This window comes from Ramlibacter sp. MMS24-I3-19 (genome assembly GCF_050320135.1).
Taxonomy (GTDB): domain Bacteria; phylum Pseudomonadota; class Gammaproteobacteria; order Burkholderiales; family Burkholderiaceae_C; genus Ramlibacter.
This window is the reverse complement of the sequence record NZ_CP190017.1, coordinates 2,338,736-2,358,511: the sequence shown is the minus strand read 5'-3', so window position 1 is coordinate 2,358,511 and position 19,776 is coordinate 2,338,736. Positions and strand designations below refer to the sequence as shown.

The window sequence follows — 19,776 nt, the reverse complement described above, 5'->3', positions numbered from 1 at the left end:
CGGGTCCTTCTCAGATGAACTTGCCGACGATGTCGAGCATGCGCTGGGGATCGAACGGCTTGACCATCCAGCCGGTGGCGCCGGCTTCGCGGCCGCGCTGCTTGAGCGCCGCATCGGCCTCGGTGGACAGCACCAGCAATGCGACGCCGTCGTAGTCGGGCAGCTGCCGCAGCGCGCGCACGAGCGTCACGCCATCCATCTCGGGCATGTTGTGGTCGGTGACCACCAGGTCGAACTGCCGCTGCTGCGCGAGGGCCAGCGCCTGCGCGCCGTCGCCGGCCTCGCTGACGTCGTAGCCCGCGGCCGTCAGCACGTTGGCGACCATCATCCGCATGCTGCGGGTGTCGTCGACGACGAGGATGGAGCGGCCGCTCATTTGCGGGCCTCCTTGCGGCGGCTGCTCGGAAGGAACTTGGCGATCACCTCCAGCAGGCGGTCTTCCTCCAGCGGCTTGGTGAGGTACTCGTCGCAGCCGGCCAGCGAGCCGCGCAGCTTGTCGAAGGTCGAACTGCGGCTGGTCAGCATGACGACGGCGGTCTTGGTGATCGCCTGCTTGTTCGACTTGATCATCTTGCAGACCTGGTAGCCGTCGACGCCCGGCAGCACGACGTCGAGGAACACGCAGGTGTAGTCGTTCTGGCCCGACAGGCCGATCGCCGCCTCGCCCGTCTCGGCGAAATCGACACCGAACCCGAACGGCGCGAGCTTGGCCTGCATGAACGAGCGCACCGTGGCGTTGTCGTCGACCACGAGCACGGATTCCTTGCCGGGCCGGCGTGCGGGCAGCGACTCGGGGCCGGCCCGGCCCGCTCCGCTCCTGGCGACCGTGGGCGACGAGCCGGGACGGGTGGCGCGAAGGGTGCCAACGTTCGATGCGGCCAGCCGCGTCACGCCCGTGCCGTCCTCGACCACTTCGTCCAGCGCCTGCAGCAGCCGTGCCCATTGCAGCGGGCGCGCGAACACCGGAAGGCCGGTGCCGTGCGCACTGCTTCCCACCAGCAGGGCCGGAAGCGGCGTGCGCCTGTGCAGGACCTGGAACTCGGCCAGCGCCGCCGGCTGGTCGGCATCGACCAGGTACACGGTGGGTCCCGTGGCGGCCATCGACGCGCCCGGCTGGTGCTGCGAGAACCCGGGGCTGCGCCGGGCAGCCAGCGTGAAGACGCTGTTCAACATCGCGCGCTCGACTTCGTTGAAGCCGATCACGTCCACGTAGTGGTGTTCACTCGATTCCAGCATGTCAGTCCTTCGTCCCACTCACCACCGATTCCAGTTCGTCCAGCAGCTGGCCGGCCGACTCGAAGCGGTCCTGCGGATCCTTGGCCATCAACCTCGCCAGCAGCGGCTCGCACCACTGCAGCCCCGCGGGCAGCGACGGCACCGGGTCCTCCACGTGCTTGCGCAGCAGCTCGCGCGCCGATGACGCGTGGTAGGGCTTCTCGCCCGCCAGCATCTCGAAGAACATGACCCCGAGGCTGTAGAGGTCGGCCCGACCGTCGACGCGGCCGCCGGTGGCCTGCTCCGGGCTCAGGTAGTACGGCGTTCCGACCACGTCGCCAGCGCCGGTGTCGGTGAGCAGCATGCCGGTGTGCTTGGCGATGCCGAAGTCCGACAGGGCCACGATGCCGTCGTTGCGCACCAGCACGTTCTCGGGCTTCAGGTCGCGGTGCACGATGCCGGCCGCATGCACGGCCTCCAGGCCGCTGGCGATCTGGCGCAGGTAGTACAGCGCCACGTAGGGGTCCAGGCGGCGCCCCAGCAGGCTGCGCAGCTCGCCGCACGGGAAATGTTCCATCGCGATGTAGGCCGCACCGACCGAGAAGCCCTGGTGGTAGAAGCGCGCCACGTTGGGATGCTCGATGCTGGCCAGCAGCGCGTACTCCTGCATGAAGCGCTGCAGGTTCGATTCGCCATCGGGACCTTCCAGCCGCAGCACCTTCAGCACGTGCGCGGGGCCGCCGCCATCGGGCTGCGCCAGGTACACGGACGCGTTGCTGCCCTCGCCCAGCTTGCGCAGCAGGCGGTAGCCCTCGACCAGGAACTGCGTGGCCTGCATCGAGCCGGGCACCCAGCCAGGCAGGGTGCGCTGGTTGCGCGCGATCACGTCGCGCAGTTCCTCGAAGTAGTTCGGCGGCGTGGTCGATCCGGGGCGCGGCACCAGGCCCGTGACTTCGGTGAAATCGAGGAACGTGCCATCCGGCAGTTCCAGGCTGCCGGCCGCGCCGTGCGTCACGCGCTGGCCGGCCGCGATGCGGGTGGCGCCCGAGGTCACGATGCTCCAGCGCAAATCGGAGCCGACCTTCTCCAGCACGCGCGCGATCTCCAGCCCTTCGCCGGTGGCGCGCACCATGCGGTCGCCGTTGCCGTTGCTGTTGCCATTGCGGCGCGTGACCTCGCCGGCGCCGAGGTGCACGCCGATGGACACCGCCAGGGCCGGATGCGGCGTGTCCTTCAGCTTGGCGTCAACGGCGAGAGCCAGCTCGGCGATCTGCTGCACGGTGGCGATGGCCGCGTGCAGTCCGCGCTGGGCGTGCGTGGGCGGCTCGTCCGGCGGATCGGTGAACACGCACAGGATCGCATCGGCCCGGCGCTGGGCGATCTCGCCGCGCAGGCGCACCGCCGACGCTGCGAGCACGCGCCGCACTTCGGCCACCAGGTTGGAGGCCGCGCTGCCGCTCAGCAGGTCGCAGATGCCCGCGAGCTCGTAGACCTGGGCGTACATGAAGGTGGCCACGGCAGGCGCCGGAGCCTGCGGGGTCGCTGCGTCATCACCCTGGGAGGACGAATGGCCGAACAGCTCGTCAAGCGACATGGCTTCGGTCGGCTCGTAGGCCGACTGCCCGTCGACTTCCATGTCATGCGGCGTCATGCGGTCGCGGTCCTGCGGCTAGAACTGTTCCCAGCTGCCCTTGGAGGCATCGGGCTTGCCACTGCGGGTGGCCACCGCGACGGCGGCGGCGTACGCCGGTGGCAGCTGCGCCGCGCGCACCTTGATCGTGGAACGCTTGGCGTCGGCTGCAGGCGCCTTCGGTCGCGACGTCGCGTCGGGCTGCTGCCCCGGGGCATCGCCCAGGCGGAAACGCGACACGAGCTCCAGCAGTCCCTGTGCCTGCTCGCTGAGAGCCTTGGTCGCGCCGCTGGCCTCTTCGACCATCGAGGCGTTCTGCTGCACCACGTGCTCCATCTGCGAGACGGCCGTGTTCACCTGGCCGATGCCGGCGCTCTGCTCCTGGCTGGCCGCGGCGATCTCGGCGATGAGGGTTCGCACCTTGTCGACCGACAGCACCACGCCCACCATCGTGTGGCCCGCGGTGTCGACGCGGTCCGCGCCGGCACGCACCGTCTGCTCGGCCTGGGCGATCAGTTCCTTGATTTCCTTGGCCGCTGCGGTGGTGCGCTGCGCCAGGGCGCGCACTTCGGTGGCGACGACGGCGAAGCCCCGGCCCTGCTCGCCCGCACGGGCCGCCTCGACGGCGGCGTTCAGCGCCAGGATGTTGGTCTGGAACGCGATGGCGTTGATCACCGAGATGATGTCGCTGATCTTCTTGGACGCATCCAGGATCTCGTCCATCGTGGTCACCACCTCGTCCACCACGCCGGCGCCCTTGCGTGCGTTCTCCGAGGCCTCCTCGGCCAGCTTGCTGGCTTCGTTCGCATGCTCGGCGTTGTGGTTGACGGTGGAGGTGAGTTCCTCCATCGAGCTGGCGGTCTCCTCGAGCGTGGCCGCCTGCTCCTCGGTGCGCCGGGACAGCAGCAGGTTGCCCTCGGCGATCTGCGCACTGCTGGCGGCGACCGTGCGCGCGCTCTGTGCCACCTCGCTCGTGAGCGAACGCAGGCCCAGCGTCATGTCGTGCAGCCCGCCGAGAAGGCGTGCCGTCTCGCCGGATGCCGCGATGGTCGCCCGCGTGCTCAGGTCGCCCTGGGAAACGCGTGCAATCACGCCCGAGACCGCCCGGATCACCGCGATCCTGCTGCGATGAATCAGGAAGCACAGCCACGTCGTCGCGACGGACGTCAGGACCGCAATCGCGACCGCGCCGGGCAAGCGTGCCGGCTCGGGTGCCTCGAGGAACACCAAGATCAACCCAGCCAGCGACAGCGGCACCAGCAGGACCAGGAAGGCCAGCTTGCCGAAGATGCTCACGTTCTTCATGGCCGGCTCAGATCTCGTGCCACGCGCTGTCGGCGACCGGTTGCTTGGAAGCCTTGGACTTCAGCCACGCGCGCGCGGGCGCATCCTCGCGCTTCCTGGACGGCAGGACCGCGATGGGCGGGATCTCCACCTGCGCCTGGCCGGCACGGACGTCATCGAGGCGGAACACGTTGATCGCCTCGACCAGCAGCTCCGACTGCTGCTTCAGGCTTTCGGCGGCCGCGGCGCTCTCCTCCACCAGCGACGCGTTCTGCTGGGTCAGCGTGTCCAGCTGGCCCATGGCGTCGCTGACTTCCTCGATGCCGGCGGTCTGCTCCACGCTGGCGGCGCTGATGCCCGCAATCAGGGAGCTCACCTTGTTCACGCGGCCGACGATGTCGTCCATCGTCCGGCCGGCCTGCATCACCTTCTTGCTGCCGCTGTCGACCTGCGAGGCGCTCTCGCCGATCAGGGCCTTGATCGCCTTGGCGGCGTCGGCGCTGCTCTGGGCCAGCGTGCGCACTTCGCCGGCCACGACCGCGAAGCCGCGCCCCTGGGCGCCGGCCCGTGCGGCCTCGACCGCGGCATTGAGCGCCAGCAGGTTGGTCTGGAACGCGATCGTGTCGATGACGCTGGTGATGTCGGAGATCTTGCGGCTCGACTCCGAGATCATCTGCATGCTGTTGGCCACCTCCTGCATCGCGCTGGCGCCCTGGCCCGCCACGCCGCTGGCCTCCTTGGCCAGCTGCGCGGCTTCCGACGCCGCCGTCGCATTGCCGCGCACGCTTTCGGTCAGCTGCTTCATCGAAGCGGCGGTCTGCTGCAGGCTGGCCGCCTGTTCCTCGGTGCGCGTGGACAGGTCGGCATTGCCCGCCGCGATCTGGCTGGTGCCCGCCGCGATGTTCTCGGTGGAGGCCTGCACGTTGGCCACGATGCCGCGCAGCGCTTCCTGCATCGAGGCGACGGCCCTGGACAGCTGGCCGAGTTCGTCGTTGCCGGGCTGCTCCATGCTGCGGGTGAGGTCGCCGGTCGCGATGGCAGTGGCCGCTCCGACGGCCTCGTGCACGGGCTTGACCAGCGAGCGGCGGATCACCCAGGCCAGGCAGATGCTCGCCAGCAAGGACACGAGGGCGCAGGCAAGCAGCACGTTCTGGCCGGCGGCCGCGTTCTTCTGCACCGCGATGCGGTTGTTCGCGAGCCGCTCGCGGGCATAGGTGCCGAAGGCCTGCACCGCGAGGTCGTACTGCACGGCGGCGGGCTGCAGCAGCGACTTGACTTCCGCCGTCACGTCCTCGCCGGCGTCGAGCCGCATCTTCAGCACGTTGCGGTACGAGATGTAGTCCTTGCGCTGCTTGAGCACGCCGTTGAACAGGCCCTCGGCCTTGGCGTCACCCGCGATCAGTTCCTTGATCCGGTCGTTGCGGCGGTTGGTCTCCTCAACGCCTGCCTGCTGCGCTTCCTTGGTCTTCTTGATGACCTCGGCATCCTTGGTGAAGAAGATGATGTCGGTGCGCAGCGAATTGGTCTGGATCGCACGCTGCCAGTCCTCGGCCAGCACCATCAGCTCGGCGTCGACGTGCGCCATGCGCTCGGCGATGCGCTGCAGTTCGAGCAGTCGCCAGCTGCCGACGATGGAGCCCGCGAGCCCCAGCGCGATCAGGATGGCAAAGGCGATCACCAGGCGGGAGCCGATCTTCAGGTCGGCGGCGAACCAGCGGTAGGCATTGGTCAACAACTTCATCTCCGTCCTCTTGCGTCTCGTTGAAACGCTGTGCCCCTGGTGCGCTTGGCGATCAAGCCTTCAGTTTCTTTTTGTCACAGTTGCGTTCGAGCTTAGCCAGCCCCTCGTTATTTCGAGCCAGCTTCGCGCCAGGCGGTGCGCGGAAGTCCGCGAACGGTCGTGCGTGGCGGCGCCGACGCCACAGATCTGCCCCGAAAACGAATACAGCCGCGTTACATGCACGCATGACGACGGCCTACCCTCATTCACATAGAGCCCTTAGGCGGAATCCCTCACCGGCGAGCGGGCGACAGGCAAGCCGGAAACAGCAGCGACTCGTCGCCCGCGTGGAACGCCGAGGTGTCGATGTGATGGAGGGTCGCGCGCTCCGGGTCGCCTGGAACACGCGTCCAGCAACTGCAGGCGCATACGCTGACCGTCGCGGCTGCCCGCGAGGCGGTCGATCAGCCGGATCCGGGAGCCCGCGCGGGAATCAGCCCTCGAGGGGGATCTGCCGGGGCTTGCCCTTGGTGAGCCACTTGCCCGCGAAGGCGAGGCCCGACACCGGACTGCCGAACAGGCGGCCCTGGCCACGGTCCCAGCCCTGCGCCTTCAGCACGGCCAGCTGCGCCGCGCTGTCGATGCCACAGGCCACGCATTTCAGCCGCAGCCGGCGCGCCAGGTCGCCGACGCCCAGCAGCATCGCCTGCAACGCCGGGTCGCTGTCCAAGCCCTCGAGGAAGGAAGGATCGATGCGCACCTCGTCGCAGGCGAGCGCGCGCAGGTGCGACAGGGAGGTGCCGCTGCCCAGGTGCGCGACGGCGACGCGGACGCCACGCGTTCGCAGTCCGGCGATCGCCGCCAGCTCGCGGGCGGGCAGGCTCTCCACGCCACGCACGTTGTCCAGGACCAGCGTGATGTCGCGCGGCTCCAGGCCGCTGCCCAGCGCTGAAGTGACCAGCGTGGCGATCTCGCTCGGGAGCATGCTCGCCAGCGACGCCGTCATGCTGACGGGCACCGGCGTGAGCCCGGCCGCGCGCCAGTTCTTCACGTGCCGGCCCATCTGCTCGAACGCCCATTCGGTGAGCGCCACGTCCATCTCGGACCGTGCAGCCAGCTCCTGCAGCGCGTCGCCGAGCACGACCCGGCCCGAGGCATGCCGCCAGCGCAGCACGCCCTGGGCCCCGATCACGCGGTCGCCCTCGAGTTCGACGAAGGGGTCGTACAGCAGGTCGATCTCGTCGCGGCCGATCGCATGGCGCAGCTCGGCGCTGAAGTCCAGGCGGCTCTGGGCCTGCTCGTTGAAGCGCGGCGAGAAGAATTCGTAGCGGTGCGTGCCGCCCTGCTTGGCATGGCGCAGCGCCAGGCCCGCATTGCGGATCAGCAGGTCGGGCTCGGTGCCGTCGACCGGAAACACGGAGACGCCGATGCTGCAGGTGACGAACACCTCGGGCGCGCTCGGCCGGCGGAAGCTCACCGCCGCGTCCTCGAGCAGCTTGCTGATGAAGGCGGCCGCACTTCCCGCTTCCATGAACGGCACCACGATCGCGAACTCGTCACCGTCGAAGCGGTACAGCGTGGGATCGTGCTCGGCCGAGCTCAGCTCGCCGCCCGACTCGGTCTGCACGCAGCTGGCCAGGCGCTTGGCCACGCGCTGCAGCAGCTGGTCGCCCACCACGCGGCCCAAGGCATCGTTGATGCGTCCCAGCGCATCGACCCCGACGTGCAGCAGCGCGCCGGTGGCTCCGGCGGCCACCGTGGCCGCGATGACTTCGGCCGCGGCCGCGCGATAGCGCTGCTTGTTCGGCAGCGCAGTCAGCGGGTCGTGACTGGACAGGTACTCGCGATAGGCGCTGGCGGCCAGCGTGTTGCGGATGCGCAGGCCCAGCTCGCTCGGGTCCACCGGCTTGGACAGGAAGTCCATCGCGCCCAGCGACAGCGCCTGCAGCTTGACCTGCGGGTCGGTGCTGCCGGTCAGCACGATGACGGGCACGTGGCGCAGCACGGGATGGCTGCGCATCAACTCCAGGATGTCCAGTCCGCTGACGCCCGGCATGCTCAGGTCCAGCAGCAGCACGGCGGGCTGCTGCTTGCGCATCATGCCGATGGCGTTCTGGGGCTGGTCGGTGTGCACGAAGCGCCGGTACCCGGCTTCCACCAGGAACGCCTGCGTCATCTCGATGTTCAGCATCTCGTCGTCGACCATCATGATCAACGCGTCCGAGAGGCCTTCGGATGCGCGGTCCCGCGTCAGGGCCTGGGGCCGCGAGAACGACCGCAATTCCTGGGCGGTGACCCGGTCGTCGCCGGGCGCGAACACGGTCGGGTGGGTGCCGGCATCGCGGGCCGAGTCGCCCTCCACGCGGGTCATCTCGGCGCCGTCGCCGCTGTCCATTCCTTGCATGGAGCGATTGTCCATGCGGTCAGCCCGCGGCCACGTGCGGAATCTCGACTTGCTGCGCCATTCGTGCCAAGCGTTGCAGAAGGCCGTCAACCTGCGGCGCATTTCCCGCCTTGGCGGCGGCTTCCAGTTCGCGCGCCGGCTCGGTGAAGGCGTCGTAGCCCACGGTCCCGGCCGCGCCCGCCAGCCAGTGCGCGAGCCGCTGCACTTCGGGCAGGTCGCCGGCATCGGCCGCGCTGCGTGCCAGCCCCAGCTGCTCGGCCAAGCGGCCGGCGAACTTGCGCACGATGGGCACCAGGTTGCGGTTGCCGGCGAAGCGCGAGCGGATCGGGCCTTCCGTGGCGGCCTGGCCTTCCTCGCTGGCCTCGATGGCGACCGGCACCACGGCCACCGTCTCGGCCGATCCGCCGAGCAGTTGCGCCAGCAGCCGCAGCAACGCATCGATGTCGACCGGCTTCACCAGGTAGGCGCTGAAGCCGGCCTCCAGCACCTCCTGCTCGAAGCCCTTCATGGCGTGCGCCGTGAGCGCGACGACAGGCACCTGCACGCCGCGGCGGCGCAACTCCTGCGCGGCCGTGTAGCCGTCCATGACGGGCATCTGGATGTCCATCAGCACCACGTCGTAGCTGCCGACCGCGACCTTGTCCAGCGCCACCTGGCCGTTCTCCGCTTCCTCCACCCAGAGGCCGTGTTCGGTGAGGACCAGGGACACGAGCTCGCGGTTCTCCGGGCCGTCGTCCACCACCAGCACGCGCGCCGGGGGCAGGCGCACGCGCGTGCGGGTGGCCGGGGCCGCCTTCGCGGGCGCCGAGGCCATGTCGTCGCCATCGAGCAGGCGCACGCCCTCGAGGGGGCCGGTCGCGAAACTGAAGATCATGCTGGTGCCGACCCCGGGCTGGCTGGTGCCCGAGAGTTCGCCGCCCAGCGCGCGCGCCAGGCGGCGGCTGATCGCGAGGCCAAGGCCCGTGCCCCCGAAGCGGCGTGCGATGGAGGCGTCCGCCTGCGTGAACGGGTCGAACATCGACTCCACCTTCGACGGCTCCATGCCGATGCCCGTGTCGTTCACTTCCACGGTGTAGGCGCCCTCGGTGCAGGCGAGCACCACCTCCACCGAACCGCGCTCGGTGAACTTGAGCGCGTTGCTCAGGAGGTTGAGCACCACCTGCCGGATGCGCACCGGATCCGACTCTACGCGCTCGGGCACCGGCGTCAGCAGGCGCAGCGAGAGCCGCACGCCCTTCTCCTGCGCCTTCAGGCCCAGTTCCGCCAGCGCGTTCTGCACCAGCTCGTGCGGCGCGCATCCGATCCGCTCCACCGTCAGCTGGCCCGCCTCCACCTTTGAGAGGTCCAGGATGTCGTTGATCAGCCCCAGCAGGTGCCGGCCGCTGTGGTGGATGGTGTCCAGGTAGCGGGAGGACTCGCGCTCGCTCTTGCCGAAGCCGCGCCGCAGCAGCTCGGTGAAGCCCAGGATCGCGTTCATCGGGGTGCGGATCTCGTGGCTCATGTTGGCCAGGAATTCGCTCTTGGCGCGGTTGGCCGCCTCGGCTTCGTCCTTGGCCTCGCGCAGCTCCACCCGGCTCTGCTCGAGCAGCGTGATGTCCTTCATGCTGACCAGCACGCCGGACGGCTTGCCGCCACTGGCCAGCACGGGCGAGCAGTTGACGACGAAGCTGTGCATCTGGCCCTGCACGTCGCGCAGCTTCATGGGCAGGTCGCGCTGCAGCGTGCCGCTGGCCAGTGCGGCGGCCCACGGGAACTGCTCGCGCGGCAGCGGCTCGCCGTCGGCATCCAGCCAGTCGATCTCGGCCACGGGGCGTCCCATCAGCTGCTCGTGCGGACGTCCGAGCATGTCCGTGAGCGCCTCGTTGGCGAGCACCACGTTCTGCTTCTGGTCGATCACCACCAGGCCTTCGGTCAGTGAGTCGAACGCGGAGCGCACGCGCGAGGGGATCGCCGTGGACGGATCGAGGTGGCGCAGCACGCGGTGCAGGTAGGCATAGAACGCCAGCACGCACAGCGTGCCCGTGAACACGAGCAGCACGACCAGCGGCGTCTGCAGCACGCCAAGGACGCCCGGCGACACCAGCGGCGCGAAGCGCATCTCCAGCTGGCCCCAGGGCTGGTTGCCGGCATACAGCATCACCTGCACCTGGGACTCCGGCGCGCGGCCGCTTTCCACTGGCACCCAGTGCCGCGCGTGGTCGCCGGTGGCCAGCAGCAACCGCCCCTCGCGGGAGCGCAGACCGATCGACTGCAGGTCGTCGTTGCGGCCCTGCACGAACCGCAGCAGGTCCTGCACGCGCGTGGGGTCGTTGCTGTTCAGGAAGGAGGCGCTGCTGGCCGCCAGCGATTCGGCCAGCGCCACATGGCCGGCGCGGATCGCCTGGTTGCGATCGGGGACTAGCCCGAGGAACGATGCGGCCAGCAGCACGGTGCTGACGATCGAGGCCAGGCCCATGGCGATGTAGACGCGGGTGTTCAGGAATTTCATGCGAAACCTCGCAGGGGATCGGCGGGCATCGGCCGGGTGGCCGACAACGGCTCGTCGTCGTCCTCCTCCTCGTCGTCGCCGGCGCGCGCGAGCACGGGCAGCGGATCGAGCAGGCGCCAGGCGGGCAGCGCCGAGAGATAGCTGCCCAGCAGGACACCGCCGCGAATCAGCCAGAGCACGTACACCAGCGAGACGCCCAGCGACAGGCCGGCCACTTCGATGGCAGCCGTGCGATCGAGATCGAACTGGTCGTGCAACTGGCGGCGCAACCGGTTCAGCTCCTCGACGAACAGGCCGGAGCGCAGCGCCTGCTGGAACTGCTCGGCCGATACGCGTGTCACGCTGCCTTCCAGCCCGGCGAAACCGGTCAGCACGAACTCGCCCGCCACGTCCAGACTGGCCAAGGCCACGTTGCGCTGCTCCATCTGCACCAGCGGCGTCGTGCGGCCGGCATCCACCGTCGGCTGCAGCTGCTGCGATGCGAAGCCGAGCAGCGTGCCCAGCACGTTGCTGCCGCTGCCGATGTCGAGGCTGCCGCCGAGTGCCGTGTCCACCGTGCCGCCGACGCGACCCGGCGAGGCGACGGGCGCGCTGTTCGCGACGGGAGCCGGTGCGTGTTCGATCGGGGCGACCGACACCGGCGCGATGGCAGCGGCCTGCGGCGCGACGGCGCCGACCTTGACGCCGGTGTCCACGCCCAGGCTGCCGACCTGGATGCGCAGCACGCCCGTCGCCTGGTCGTTGCCGCCAGCCGCGGTGCCACCGTTGTCGCGCACGGTCCAGGACAGCTCGGTGACGGTGCCATTGCCGGTGGGCGCGGCCACGAATTGCATGCCGCGCAGGTCCGCCAGGGTGTAGCTCGCTCCTGCGACGACGGCTGTATGGCCATCGGCCAGGACGACCGTGCCCACCGTCGCAGGCGGCAAGGCGCTGATGGTCACGGTCAGCGATTGCCCGGCCTCGTCGATCCCGCCGCCCGGGCCGTACGCCAGGCTGCCCAGGCCGAGCGACACCGCGCCGACGCCGTCCACGTTGGCGACGCTCGGCGCGGCAGCATCGCTGCGGGCCGGCGCGTCGTTCACGGGCTGCACCGTGATGCTGGTCGTCGCCGTCGCCGTGCTGAAGGCGGAACTGCCGCCGTTGATGCGGGTGTCGGCGCGCGTGCTGCCCGCGGTGCCGTTGCTGAAGTCCCAGGCTCTGAAGGCCAGCCCGCCGGCCTCGCCGTTCCAGTCGGGATCCGGGACGAAACGCAGTTGCGCGTCCGGGGCCAGCAGCTCGGCATCCGCCGTGCTGACGCCGGTGAACGCCGACCAGCTCGCACCGCCGTCGCGGCTGAATTCCCAGTGGCCGCCATTGCTGTCGGCGATGACAACGGCGATTCCGGTGTGCCCGAGCGGATCGCTGGCGAACCCGGCCACCAGGTCGGCCACGCGCATGCCGGCCGCGTCGCGCGTGTCTTCGGCGATCGTGGGCAGCGCATTCGCACCGGCGAGCGTCGGTGCCTGGTTGACGATGGCGATGTCCATGCGCTCGCCGATCGCGGCCGCCGCGCCGCCGGGGCCGTTGTCCGCCACCGTGAAGGTGAAGCTGCCCGTGCCGCTGCTCACGCTGCCGGACGCGATGAACTGCATGCCACGCAGGTCGGCGACGGTGTAGCTGGCGCCCGCGACGACGGCGGTGCGCCCGTCGGCCAGCACGAGGGTGCCGATCCTGGATGGCAGCGAGGTGACGGTGACCACCAGCGTCTGCGACGCCTCGTCGGCGCCCCCGCCCGGGCTGTACGCGAGCGAGCCCAGCCCCAGGGACGTCGCGCCGCTGCCCTCGACCACCGACAGCGACCCCGGTGCGGCCGACGTGCGCACGGGTGGATCGTTGACCGCCGTGACCTGCAGGTCCAGCGTGCTGCTCGCGCCGGTGCTCGTCGTGTAGACCACCTGCGGCACGGTGCCGTTCCAGTCGGCAACCGGCGTGAAGGCATAGCTGCCGTCGCCCTGCAGGCTGAAGCTGCCGATGCCGGCGAGGACGGCGGTGGCGCCGGCCGCATAGGTGCTGGTTCCGACGCGGAACGTGGCGACCTGCAAGGGACTGTCGACGTCGCTGTCGTTGGCCAGCACGTTGCCCGCGATGGTCGTGTCCTCGGCCAGCGTGGCGGCGTCGGGGTTGGCGATCGTGGGATCGTCCACCGCAGTCACCGCCACGTCCAGCGTGCTCGTCGCGCCGGTGTTGGTCAGGTAGGTGACCTGCGGCACGGTGCCGTTCCAGTTGGCCCCTGGCGTGAAGATGAAGCTGCCGTCCGCCGCGATCGAGATGCTGCCGATGCCCGCCAGGACCGCCGTGGTGCCGGCGGCGTAGCTGTCGACGCCAATGCTGAAGCTGGCCACCTGCAGCGTGCTGTCGATGTCGACATCGTTGGCGAGCACGTTGCCGGCCGCCACGCTGTCCTCGGCGACCGTGACCGCATTCGCCGCCACCGTGGTGGGATCGTCGACCGCGGTGATGGTGATCGCCAGCGTGCTCGCCGCCCCTGTGCTGGTCGTGTACGTGACCTGCGGCACGCTGCCGTTCCAGTTGGCGAGCGGCGTGAAGGTGAACGCCCCGTCGCTGCCCAGGGTGAAGCTGCCGGCGCCTGCCACGGCGACCGTCGACCCGGCCGTGTAGCCCGTCGTGCCGATGCTGAAGCTGGCGACCTGCAGCGTGGTGTCCACGTCGGTGTCGTTGGCCAGCACGTTGCCGACCGCGGGGCTGTCCTCGTCGACAGTCACCGCATCGGCCTGCACGACGGTGGGGTCGTCGACCGCGCGCACCGTGATGTCCAGCGTGCTCGCCGCGCCGGTGCTGGTCGTGTACGTCACCTGGGGCACCGAACCGTTCCAGTTGGCCAGCGGGGTGAAGGTGAACGACCCGTCGCTGCCCAGCGTGAAGCTGCCGGCACCAGCCACCGCCACCGCATTGCCCGCCGTGGACGTCGTTCCGCCGATCGAGAACGTCGCGACCTGCAGGGTGTTGTCCACGTCGATGTCGTTGGCGAGCACGTTCCCCGAAGCGACGGTGTCCTCGTCCACCGCCACCGCGTCCGCAGCCAGGACGCTCGGGTCATCCACCGGGCGCACCGTGATGTCGAGCGTGCTCACCGCGCCGGTGGTCGTGGCGTAGGTGACCTGCGGCACCTTGCCGTTCCAGTTCGCGACGGGGATGAAGTTGTAATCGCCGCTGGCGCCGAGCGCGAACGTGCCGGCGCCCGCGACCACGACCGAGGAGCCGGCGGCATACGTTGCGCCGCCGAGATCGAAGCTCGCCACCTGCAAGGCGGAATCGACATCGGTGTCGTTGGCCAGCACGTTCCCCGCGGCGGCGGAGTCCTCGTCCGCCGTGACCGCATCGGCCTGCGCGACGGTGGGATCGTCGACGGCCCTGATGGTGAGAACCAGCGTGCTCGCCGCACCCGTGGTGGTCGCGTAGGTGACCTGCGGCACCGTGCCGTTCCAGTTGGCGACGGGCGTGAAGGTGAAGCTACCGTCCGCCGCCAGCGTGAAACTGCCGGGCGCCAGGGCCACGGTCGAGCCGGCGACGTAGCTCGTGCTGCCGATGGAGAACGTGGCCACTTGCAGCACGCTGTCGACGTCACTGTCGTTCGCCAGCACGTTGCCGATGGCGGCGTTGTCCTCGTCCACCACGGCCGTGTCTGCCGCCAGCACGCTGGGGTCGTCGACCGCGCGCACGGTCACGTCGAGCGTGCTCACCGCGCCAGTACTGGTGACGTACGAAATCTGCGGGGCGGTGCCGTTCCAGTTCGCGAGCGGCGTGAAGTTGAACGTGCCATCGGCGCCCAGGGTGAAACTACCGGCACCCGCAACGGCGGCCGTCGCGCCGGCGGCGTAGCTCGTGATGCCGATGCTGAACGTGGAGACCTGCAGCACGCTGTCGACGTCACTGTCGTTCGCCAGCACGTTGCCGGTGGCCGCGTTGTCCTCGTCCACGGTCACGGCGTCGGGCTGCACGACGGTCGGATCGTCCACGGCGGTGACGGTGATCGCCAGCGTGCTGCTCGCACCGGTGCTGGTCGTGTAAGCGACCAGCGGCGCCGTGCCGTTCCAGTTGGCCACCGGCGTGAAGGTGAAGCTGCCGTCGGCGGCGAGCATCAGCTTGCCGGTGCCCGCGAGCGCGACGCTCGATCCTGCGGTGTAGGTCGAGCCGCCGACCGTGAACGTGGCGACCTGCAGCACGCTGTCGACGTCGCGGTCGTTGGCCAGCACGTTGCCAGTGGCCGTGGTGTCCTCGTCCACAGTGACAGCATCGGCCTGCACGACCGTGGCATCGTCGACCGCGTTCACCTGGATGTCCAGCGTGCTGCTGGCGCCGGTCGTGGTCGTGTAGGTGACCTGCGGCACCGCACCGTTCCAGTCCGCCAGTGGCGTGAACGTGAAGCCACCGTCGGCGGCCAGGGTGAGGCTGCCGATGCCGGCAAGAGTCGCGGTGGCGCCCGCGGCATAGCTGCTGCCGCCGATGGTGAAGCCCGCCACCTGCAGCGGATCGTCGACGTCGACGTCGTTCGTGAGCACGTTGCCGGTCGCGGTGTTGTCTTCGTCGACCGTGACTGCATCGGCCTGCACGACCGTGGGGTCGTTCACCGCACGCACCGTGATGTCCAGGGTGCTGGCCGTCCCCGTGCTGGTCGTGTAAGCGACCTGCGGCACCGTGCCGTTCCAGTTGGCCGCCGGCGTGAAGGTGAAGCTGCCGTCGGCGGCGAGGGTCAGGCTGCCGGTGACGCCCACCGCGGCGGTCGAACCGGCGGCGTAGGTGGACCCGCCGATCGTGAACGTGGCGACCTGCAGCACGCTGTCGATGTCGCTGTCGTTCGCCAGCACGTTGCCGGTGGCGCCGTTGTCCTCGTCGACCACGGCCGTGTCGGCAGCCAGCACGCTGGGGTCGTCGACCGCGCGCACCGTGATGTCCAGCGTGCCCACAGCGCCGGTGCTGGTGGTGTAGGCGACCTGCGGGACGGCACCGTTCCAGTCGGCCAGCGGCGTGAACGCGAAGCCACCGTCGGCCGCGATGCTGATGCTGCCCACGCCAGCCACCGTGGCCACGGCGCCCGCGGCATAGCTGGTGCCGCCGACGCTGAACCTGGCCACCAGCAGCGGGCTGTCGACATCGGTGTCGTTGGCCAGCACGTTGCCGGTGGCGACGTTGTCCTCGTCCACTGTCGCTGCGTCGGCCTGCACCACGGTCGGGTCGTCCACCGCCGCCACGGTGACGGTCACGAGAGCCGTCGACGTGCCGCCCTGCCCGTCGGACACCGTGTAGCTGAAGCTGGCCGTGCCGTTGAAGTTGGCGGCCGGCGTGAACACCAGGTTGCTGCCGGAGAACGCGATCGTGCCGCCGGTGCCGTTCGTGGCGCCCACGATCGTGAGCGCGTCCAGGTCCGCATCGGTGTCGTTGGCCAGCAGGTCCGACGGTGCGATCGTCAGCGGCTGGTCCTCGGTGGCAGACAGCGAGTCATCGGTTGCCACCGGAACGTCGTTGACGGAGGCCACCTGCACCGTGACGTTGGCGCTCGAGATGCCGCCCTGCCCGTCCGTCATGGTGTAGCTGAAGCTGGCCGCGCCATGGAAGTTGGCGTCGGGCGTGAACACGATACTGCCGTTGGACAGCACCGCCGTCCCCCGGTGCCGCTGGTGACGCCCGTGAGCGCGAGCGTGTCGCCGTCCACCTCGATGTCGTTGGCGAGCAGCGTGGCAGGCGCGATTACCAGGGGCTCGTCCTCGGTGCCGGCGATCGCGTCGTCCACGGCCACTGGCGCGTCGTTCACCGGCGCCAGCTGCACCGTCACAGTCCCGGTGGACTGGCCGCCGTCGCCGTCCGACAGCGTGTAGCTGAAGCTGGCGTTGCCGTTGAAGTTGGCCGCCGGCGTGAACAGGACGGTGCTACCCGACAGCGTGACAGTGCCGCCCTGAACGGCCGTGACGCCGGTGATGGCGAGGGTGCTGCTGTCGACGTCGGTGTCGTTGGCCAGCAGGTCGCTCACCGCGATGCTGACCGGCGTGTCCTCGGTGCCGGCGAACACGTCGTTCCCGGCCACGGGCGGATCGTTGACGGCTGCCACCGTCACCGTGACCAGCGCGGTCGAGACGCCGCCATTGCCGTCCGACACGGTGTAGTGGAAGGTCGCGGTGCCGTTGAAGTCGGCGTCGGGCGTGAACACGATGTTGCCGCCGACGATGTTCACCTGGCCACCGACACCATCGGCGACGCCGACGATCGACAGCGGGTCGTTCTCCACGTCGCTGTCGTTGGCCAGCAGGTCCGAGGGCGCCAGCACCAGCGGCACGTCCTCCTGCGTCGCGGCCGTGTCGTTGCCCGCGACCGGCGCATCGTCGACCGGGGCCACGCGGATCGTGACGCCCGCATCCGACGATCCGCCATGGCCGTCGGACAAGGTGTAGGTGAAGCCGGCCGTGCCGTTGAAGTTGGCATCGGGCGTGAAGGTGATCGTGCTGCCGGACAGCGTCACCGTGCCGCCGTAGGCATTGGCCACGCTGGTGATCGCCAGCAGGTCGTTCTCGACGTCGGTGTCGTTGGCCAGCAAGGAGCTGGTGGACACCACCAGCGGCACGTCCTCGGTGGCAGCCAGGACATCGGCGTGGCCCAGCGGCGCGTCGTTCACGGCGGCGAGATTCACCACCACGGTGCCGGTGGCGACGCCGCCCTGCCCGTCGCTCACGGTGTACCTGAAGCTGCCGGCGCCATTGAGGTCCGCGTCCGGCGTGAAGACGATGGCGCCGTTGGACAGCGCCACGGTGCCGCCCGTGGCGCCGCCGACGCCGACGATCGACAAGGAGTCCAGGTCCGCGTCGGTGTCGTTGGCCAGCAGCGTGGCCGGGTCCACGACGACCAGCGTGTCTTCGGTCCCGCTGACGGTGTCGCTGCCCGCCACCGGTGCATCGTTGACCGGGGTCACCAGCACGTTGACGGTGCCGGTGGCGGTGCCGCCGTGGCCGTCGGAGACCGTGTAGCCGAAGCTCGCGTTGCCGTTGAAGTTGGCCGTGGGCGTGAAGACGACGGTGCTGCCGGACAGTTGCACCGACCCGCCGATGCCGGCCGTCACGCCGGTGATCACCAGGGTGTCGTGGTCGACGTCGGTGTCGTTGGCCAGCAGGTCGGCCACTGCGAACGTGAGCGGCGTGTCTTCGGCGGTGGTTGCGGTGTCGTCGTTCGCAACGGGTGCGTCGTCGACGGGCGCGATGTTGACGGTGACCACGGCGGTGTCGCTGCCGCCCTGCCCGTCGGACACCGTGTAGCTGAAGCTCGCCGCGCCGTTGAGGTTGGCCACGGGCGTGAACACGATGTTGCCGTTGACCAGGGCTACCGTGCCGCCGGTGGCGTCCGCCACGCCGGTCACGGTGAGCGTGCCGCCGTCCACGTCGGTGTCGTTGGCCACCAGCGCGGCCGGATCGAGGGTCAGCACCTGGTCCTCGGTGGCTGCCACCGTATCGGGATTGGCCACGGGTGCGTCGTTCACCGCCGCCAGCGTCACCGACACGGTCGCATTGGCGGTGCCGCCCTTGCCGTCCGACACGGTGTAGCTGAAGCTGGCCGGGCCATTCACGTTGGCGCCTGGCGTGAACACGACGTTGCCGTTCACCAGGGCCACGGTGCCACCCGTGCCGTTCGTGACCGCCGTGATGGTGAGCGGGTCGTTCTCGACGTCGGTGTCGTTGGCCAGCAGCGTGGACGGCGCGATCGTCAGCACCTGGTCCTCGGTTCCCGCGACCGAGTCGGCTCGCGCCACCGGCGCGTCGTTGACCGGCGCCACGTTGACGGTGACCAGCGCCACCGCGGTCGCGCCGTGGGTGTCGCTGATGGTGTAGGTGATCCGCGCGGGTCCCGAGAAGTCGGCGTCCGGCGTGAAGGTGATCGTGGTCCCCGCCAGCGAGACCGTGCCGCCCTGCACGGCGTCCACGCCGACGATGGAGATCGAATCCAGCAGGTCCGGGTCGGAGTCGTTGGCCAGCAGCGTGGCGGCCGTGATGGTGAGCGGCTTGTCCTCTGTGGCGCCCACCGTGTCCGCATTGGCCGTCGGCGCGCTGTTGCCCACCACCGCGTTCACGCTGACGTCGACCTTGGCCGTGGACGTGCCGCCGTGGCCGTCGCTCGCCGTGTAGGTGAAGCTCGCCGGGCCCAGGTAGAGCACGTCGGGCGTGAACGTGACGCCGGCGGAGCCCAGGGTCACCGTGCCATGCACGGCGGACCCGACCGACGTGATGGTGAGCGTGTCGCCGTCGATGTCGACGTCGTTGGCCAGCAGCGTCGACGATGCGATCGTGAGCGGCAGGCTGGTGAGCGCGGTGGCAGCGTCGTCGTTGGCAATCGGCGCGTCGTTCACCGGCGCGACATCGACCCGCACGGTCCCGGTGGCGGTGGCGCCGCTGGGGTCCGCCACCGTGTAGCTGAAGCTGGCCACGCCGTTGAAGTCGGGGTTCGGCGTGAACACGATGCTGCCGTTGGACAGCACCACGGTGCCGCCGTTGCCGCTGCTCACGCCCGTGAGCGTGAGGATGTCGCCGTCGACGTCGGTGTCGTTGGCCACCAGCGTGGCCGGCGCGATCACCAGCGGCGCGTCTTCGGTGCCGGCCACCACGTCGACCACCGGCGTCGGTGCGTCGTTCACCGGCATCACCGTGATCACCATCGCCTGCACCAGCAGGCCGCCCGCGTCGTCCTTGACGTTGAAGGTGAAGCTCGCCGTCCCGTTGGCATCCGGGGCAGTGACGAAGCGCATGCCGCGCACCTGCTGCAGCGTGTAGTCGCCCGGCGTGACGGCCGTCCCGTCGGCCAGCGTGACGCGACCGAAGGTCGCCGGGGGCAGGGCCGCGACGGTGTAGGTGAGCACCTGCGCGGCCTCGTCGGCGCCACCGCCAGGCCCGTAGCCCACGCTGTCGAGACCGAGGCCCGTGCTGCCGCTGTCCTCGGACACGGTGAGGTCGGTGACCACGCCACCGACGGGAGCGTCGTCCACCGGTGTCACCGTGATGCTG

Annotated in this window: 7 protein-coding genes and 1 pseudogene; all 8 read right to left on the bottom strand. The window is 69.9% G+C overall.

What is annotated here, in order from left to right; all coding sequences use genetic code 11:
- Positions 1-10 precede the first annotated feature (10 nt).
- Complete coding sequence (locus ACPWT1_RS11800; protein ID WP_427911377.1) at positions 11-376, bottom strand: response regulator; 366 nt, start codon at positions 374-376, stop codon at positions 11-13.
- Positions 373-1,236: a response regulator gene (locus ACPWT1_RS11795; RefSeq protein ID WP_427911376.1), complete on the bottom strand. Its 864-nt coding sequence runs from the start codon at positions 1,234-1,236 to the stop codon at positions 373-375. The genes ACPWT1_RS11800 and ACPWT1_RS11795 overlap by 4 nt, the downstream gene beginning before the upstream one ends.
- A gap of 1 nt (position 1,237) precedes the next feature.
- Positions 1,238-2,866 carry a protein kinase domain-containing protein gene (locus ACPWT1_RS11790; protein ID WP_427911375.1) on the bottom strand — a complete coding sequence of 543 codons (1,629 nt, stop codon included), beginning with the start codon at positions 2,864-2,866 and terminating at the stop codon, positions 1,238-1,240.
- Between the two features lie 18 nt (positions 2,867-2,884).
- Positions 2,885-4,150 (bottom strand): methyl-accepting chemotaxis protein, encoded by a 1,266-nt coding sequence (locus ACPWT1_RS11785; RefSeq protein ID WP_427911374.1) that lies wholly within the window; start codon positions 4,148-4,150, stop codon positions 2,885-2,887.
- Positions 4,151-4,157: 7 nt separating this feature from the next.
- Positions 4,158-5,870, bottom strand: coding sequence for a methyl-accepting chemotaxis protein (locus ACPWT1_RS11780; RefSeq protein WP_427911373.1), 1,713 nt, complete (start codon positions 5,868-5,870; stop codon positions 4,158-4,160).
- A gap of 472 nt (positions 5,871-6,342) precedes the next feature.
- Positions 6,343-8,253, bottom strand: a complete 1,911-nt coding sequence (locus tag ACPWT1_RS11775) for an EAL domain-containing protein (protein WP_427911372.1) — start codon at positions 8,251-8,253, stop codon at positions 6,343-6,345.
- A 19-nt stretch (positions 8,254-8,272) separates the two neighbouring features.
- The gene (locus ACPWT1_RS11770) at positions 8,273-10,741 is read right to left on the bottom strand and encodes a response regulator (protein ID WP_427911371.1); all 2,469 of its coding nucleotides are present in this window, start codon (positions 10,739-10,741) and stop codon (positions 8,273-8,275) included.
- Positions 10,741-19,415 (bottom strand): annotated as a pseudogene (locus ACPWT1_RS11765) (cadherin-like domain-containing protein); the annotation flags it as partial. The pseudogene ACPWT1_RS11765 and the gene ACPWT1_RS11770, both read right to left, overlap by 1 nt.
- Positions 19,416-19,776 lie beyond the last annotated feature (361 nt).

What these genes read in the sequence shown, in the direction of transcription:
- ACPWT1_RS11800 (WP_427911377.1), bottom strand. Translation starts at nt 376, where the DNA reads ATGAGCGGCCGCTCCATCCTCGTCGTCGACGACACCCGCAGCATGCGG.
- ACPWT1_RS11780 (WP_427911373.1), bottom strand. Translation starts at nt 5,870, where the DNA reads ATGAAGTTGTTGACCAATGCCTACCGCTGGTTCGCCGCCGACCTGAAG.
- ACPWT1_RS11775 (WP_427911372.1), bottom strand. Translation starts at nt 8,253, where the DNA reads ATGCAAGGAATGGACAGCGGCGACGGCGCCGAGATGACCCGCGTGGAG.
- ACPWT1_RS11795 (WP_427911376.1), bottom strand. Translation starts at nt 1,236, where the DNA reads ATGCTGGAATCGAGTGAACACCACTACGTGGACGTGATCGGCTTCAAC.
- ACPWT1_RS11770 (WP_427911371.1), bottom strand. Translation starts at nt 10,741, where the DNA reads ATGAAATTCCTGAACACCCGCGTCTACATCGCCATGGGCCTGGCCTCG.
- ACPWT1_RS11785 (WP_427911374.1), bottom strand. Translation starts at nt 4,150, where the DNA reads ATGAAGAACGTGAGCATCTTCGGCAAGCTGGCCTTCCTGGTCCTGCTG.
- ACPWT1_RS11790 (WP_427911375.1), bottom strand. Translation starts at nt 2,866, where the DNA reads ATGACGCCGCATGACATGGAAGTCGACGGGCAGTCGGCCTACGAGCCG.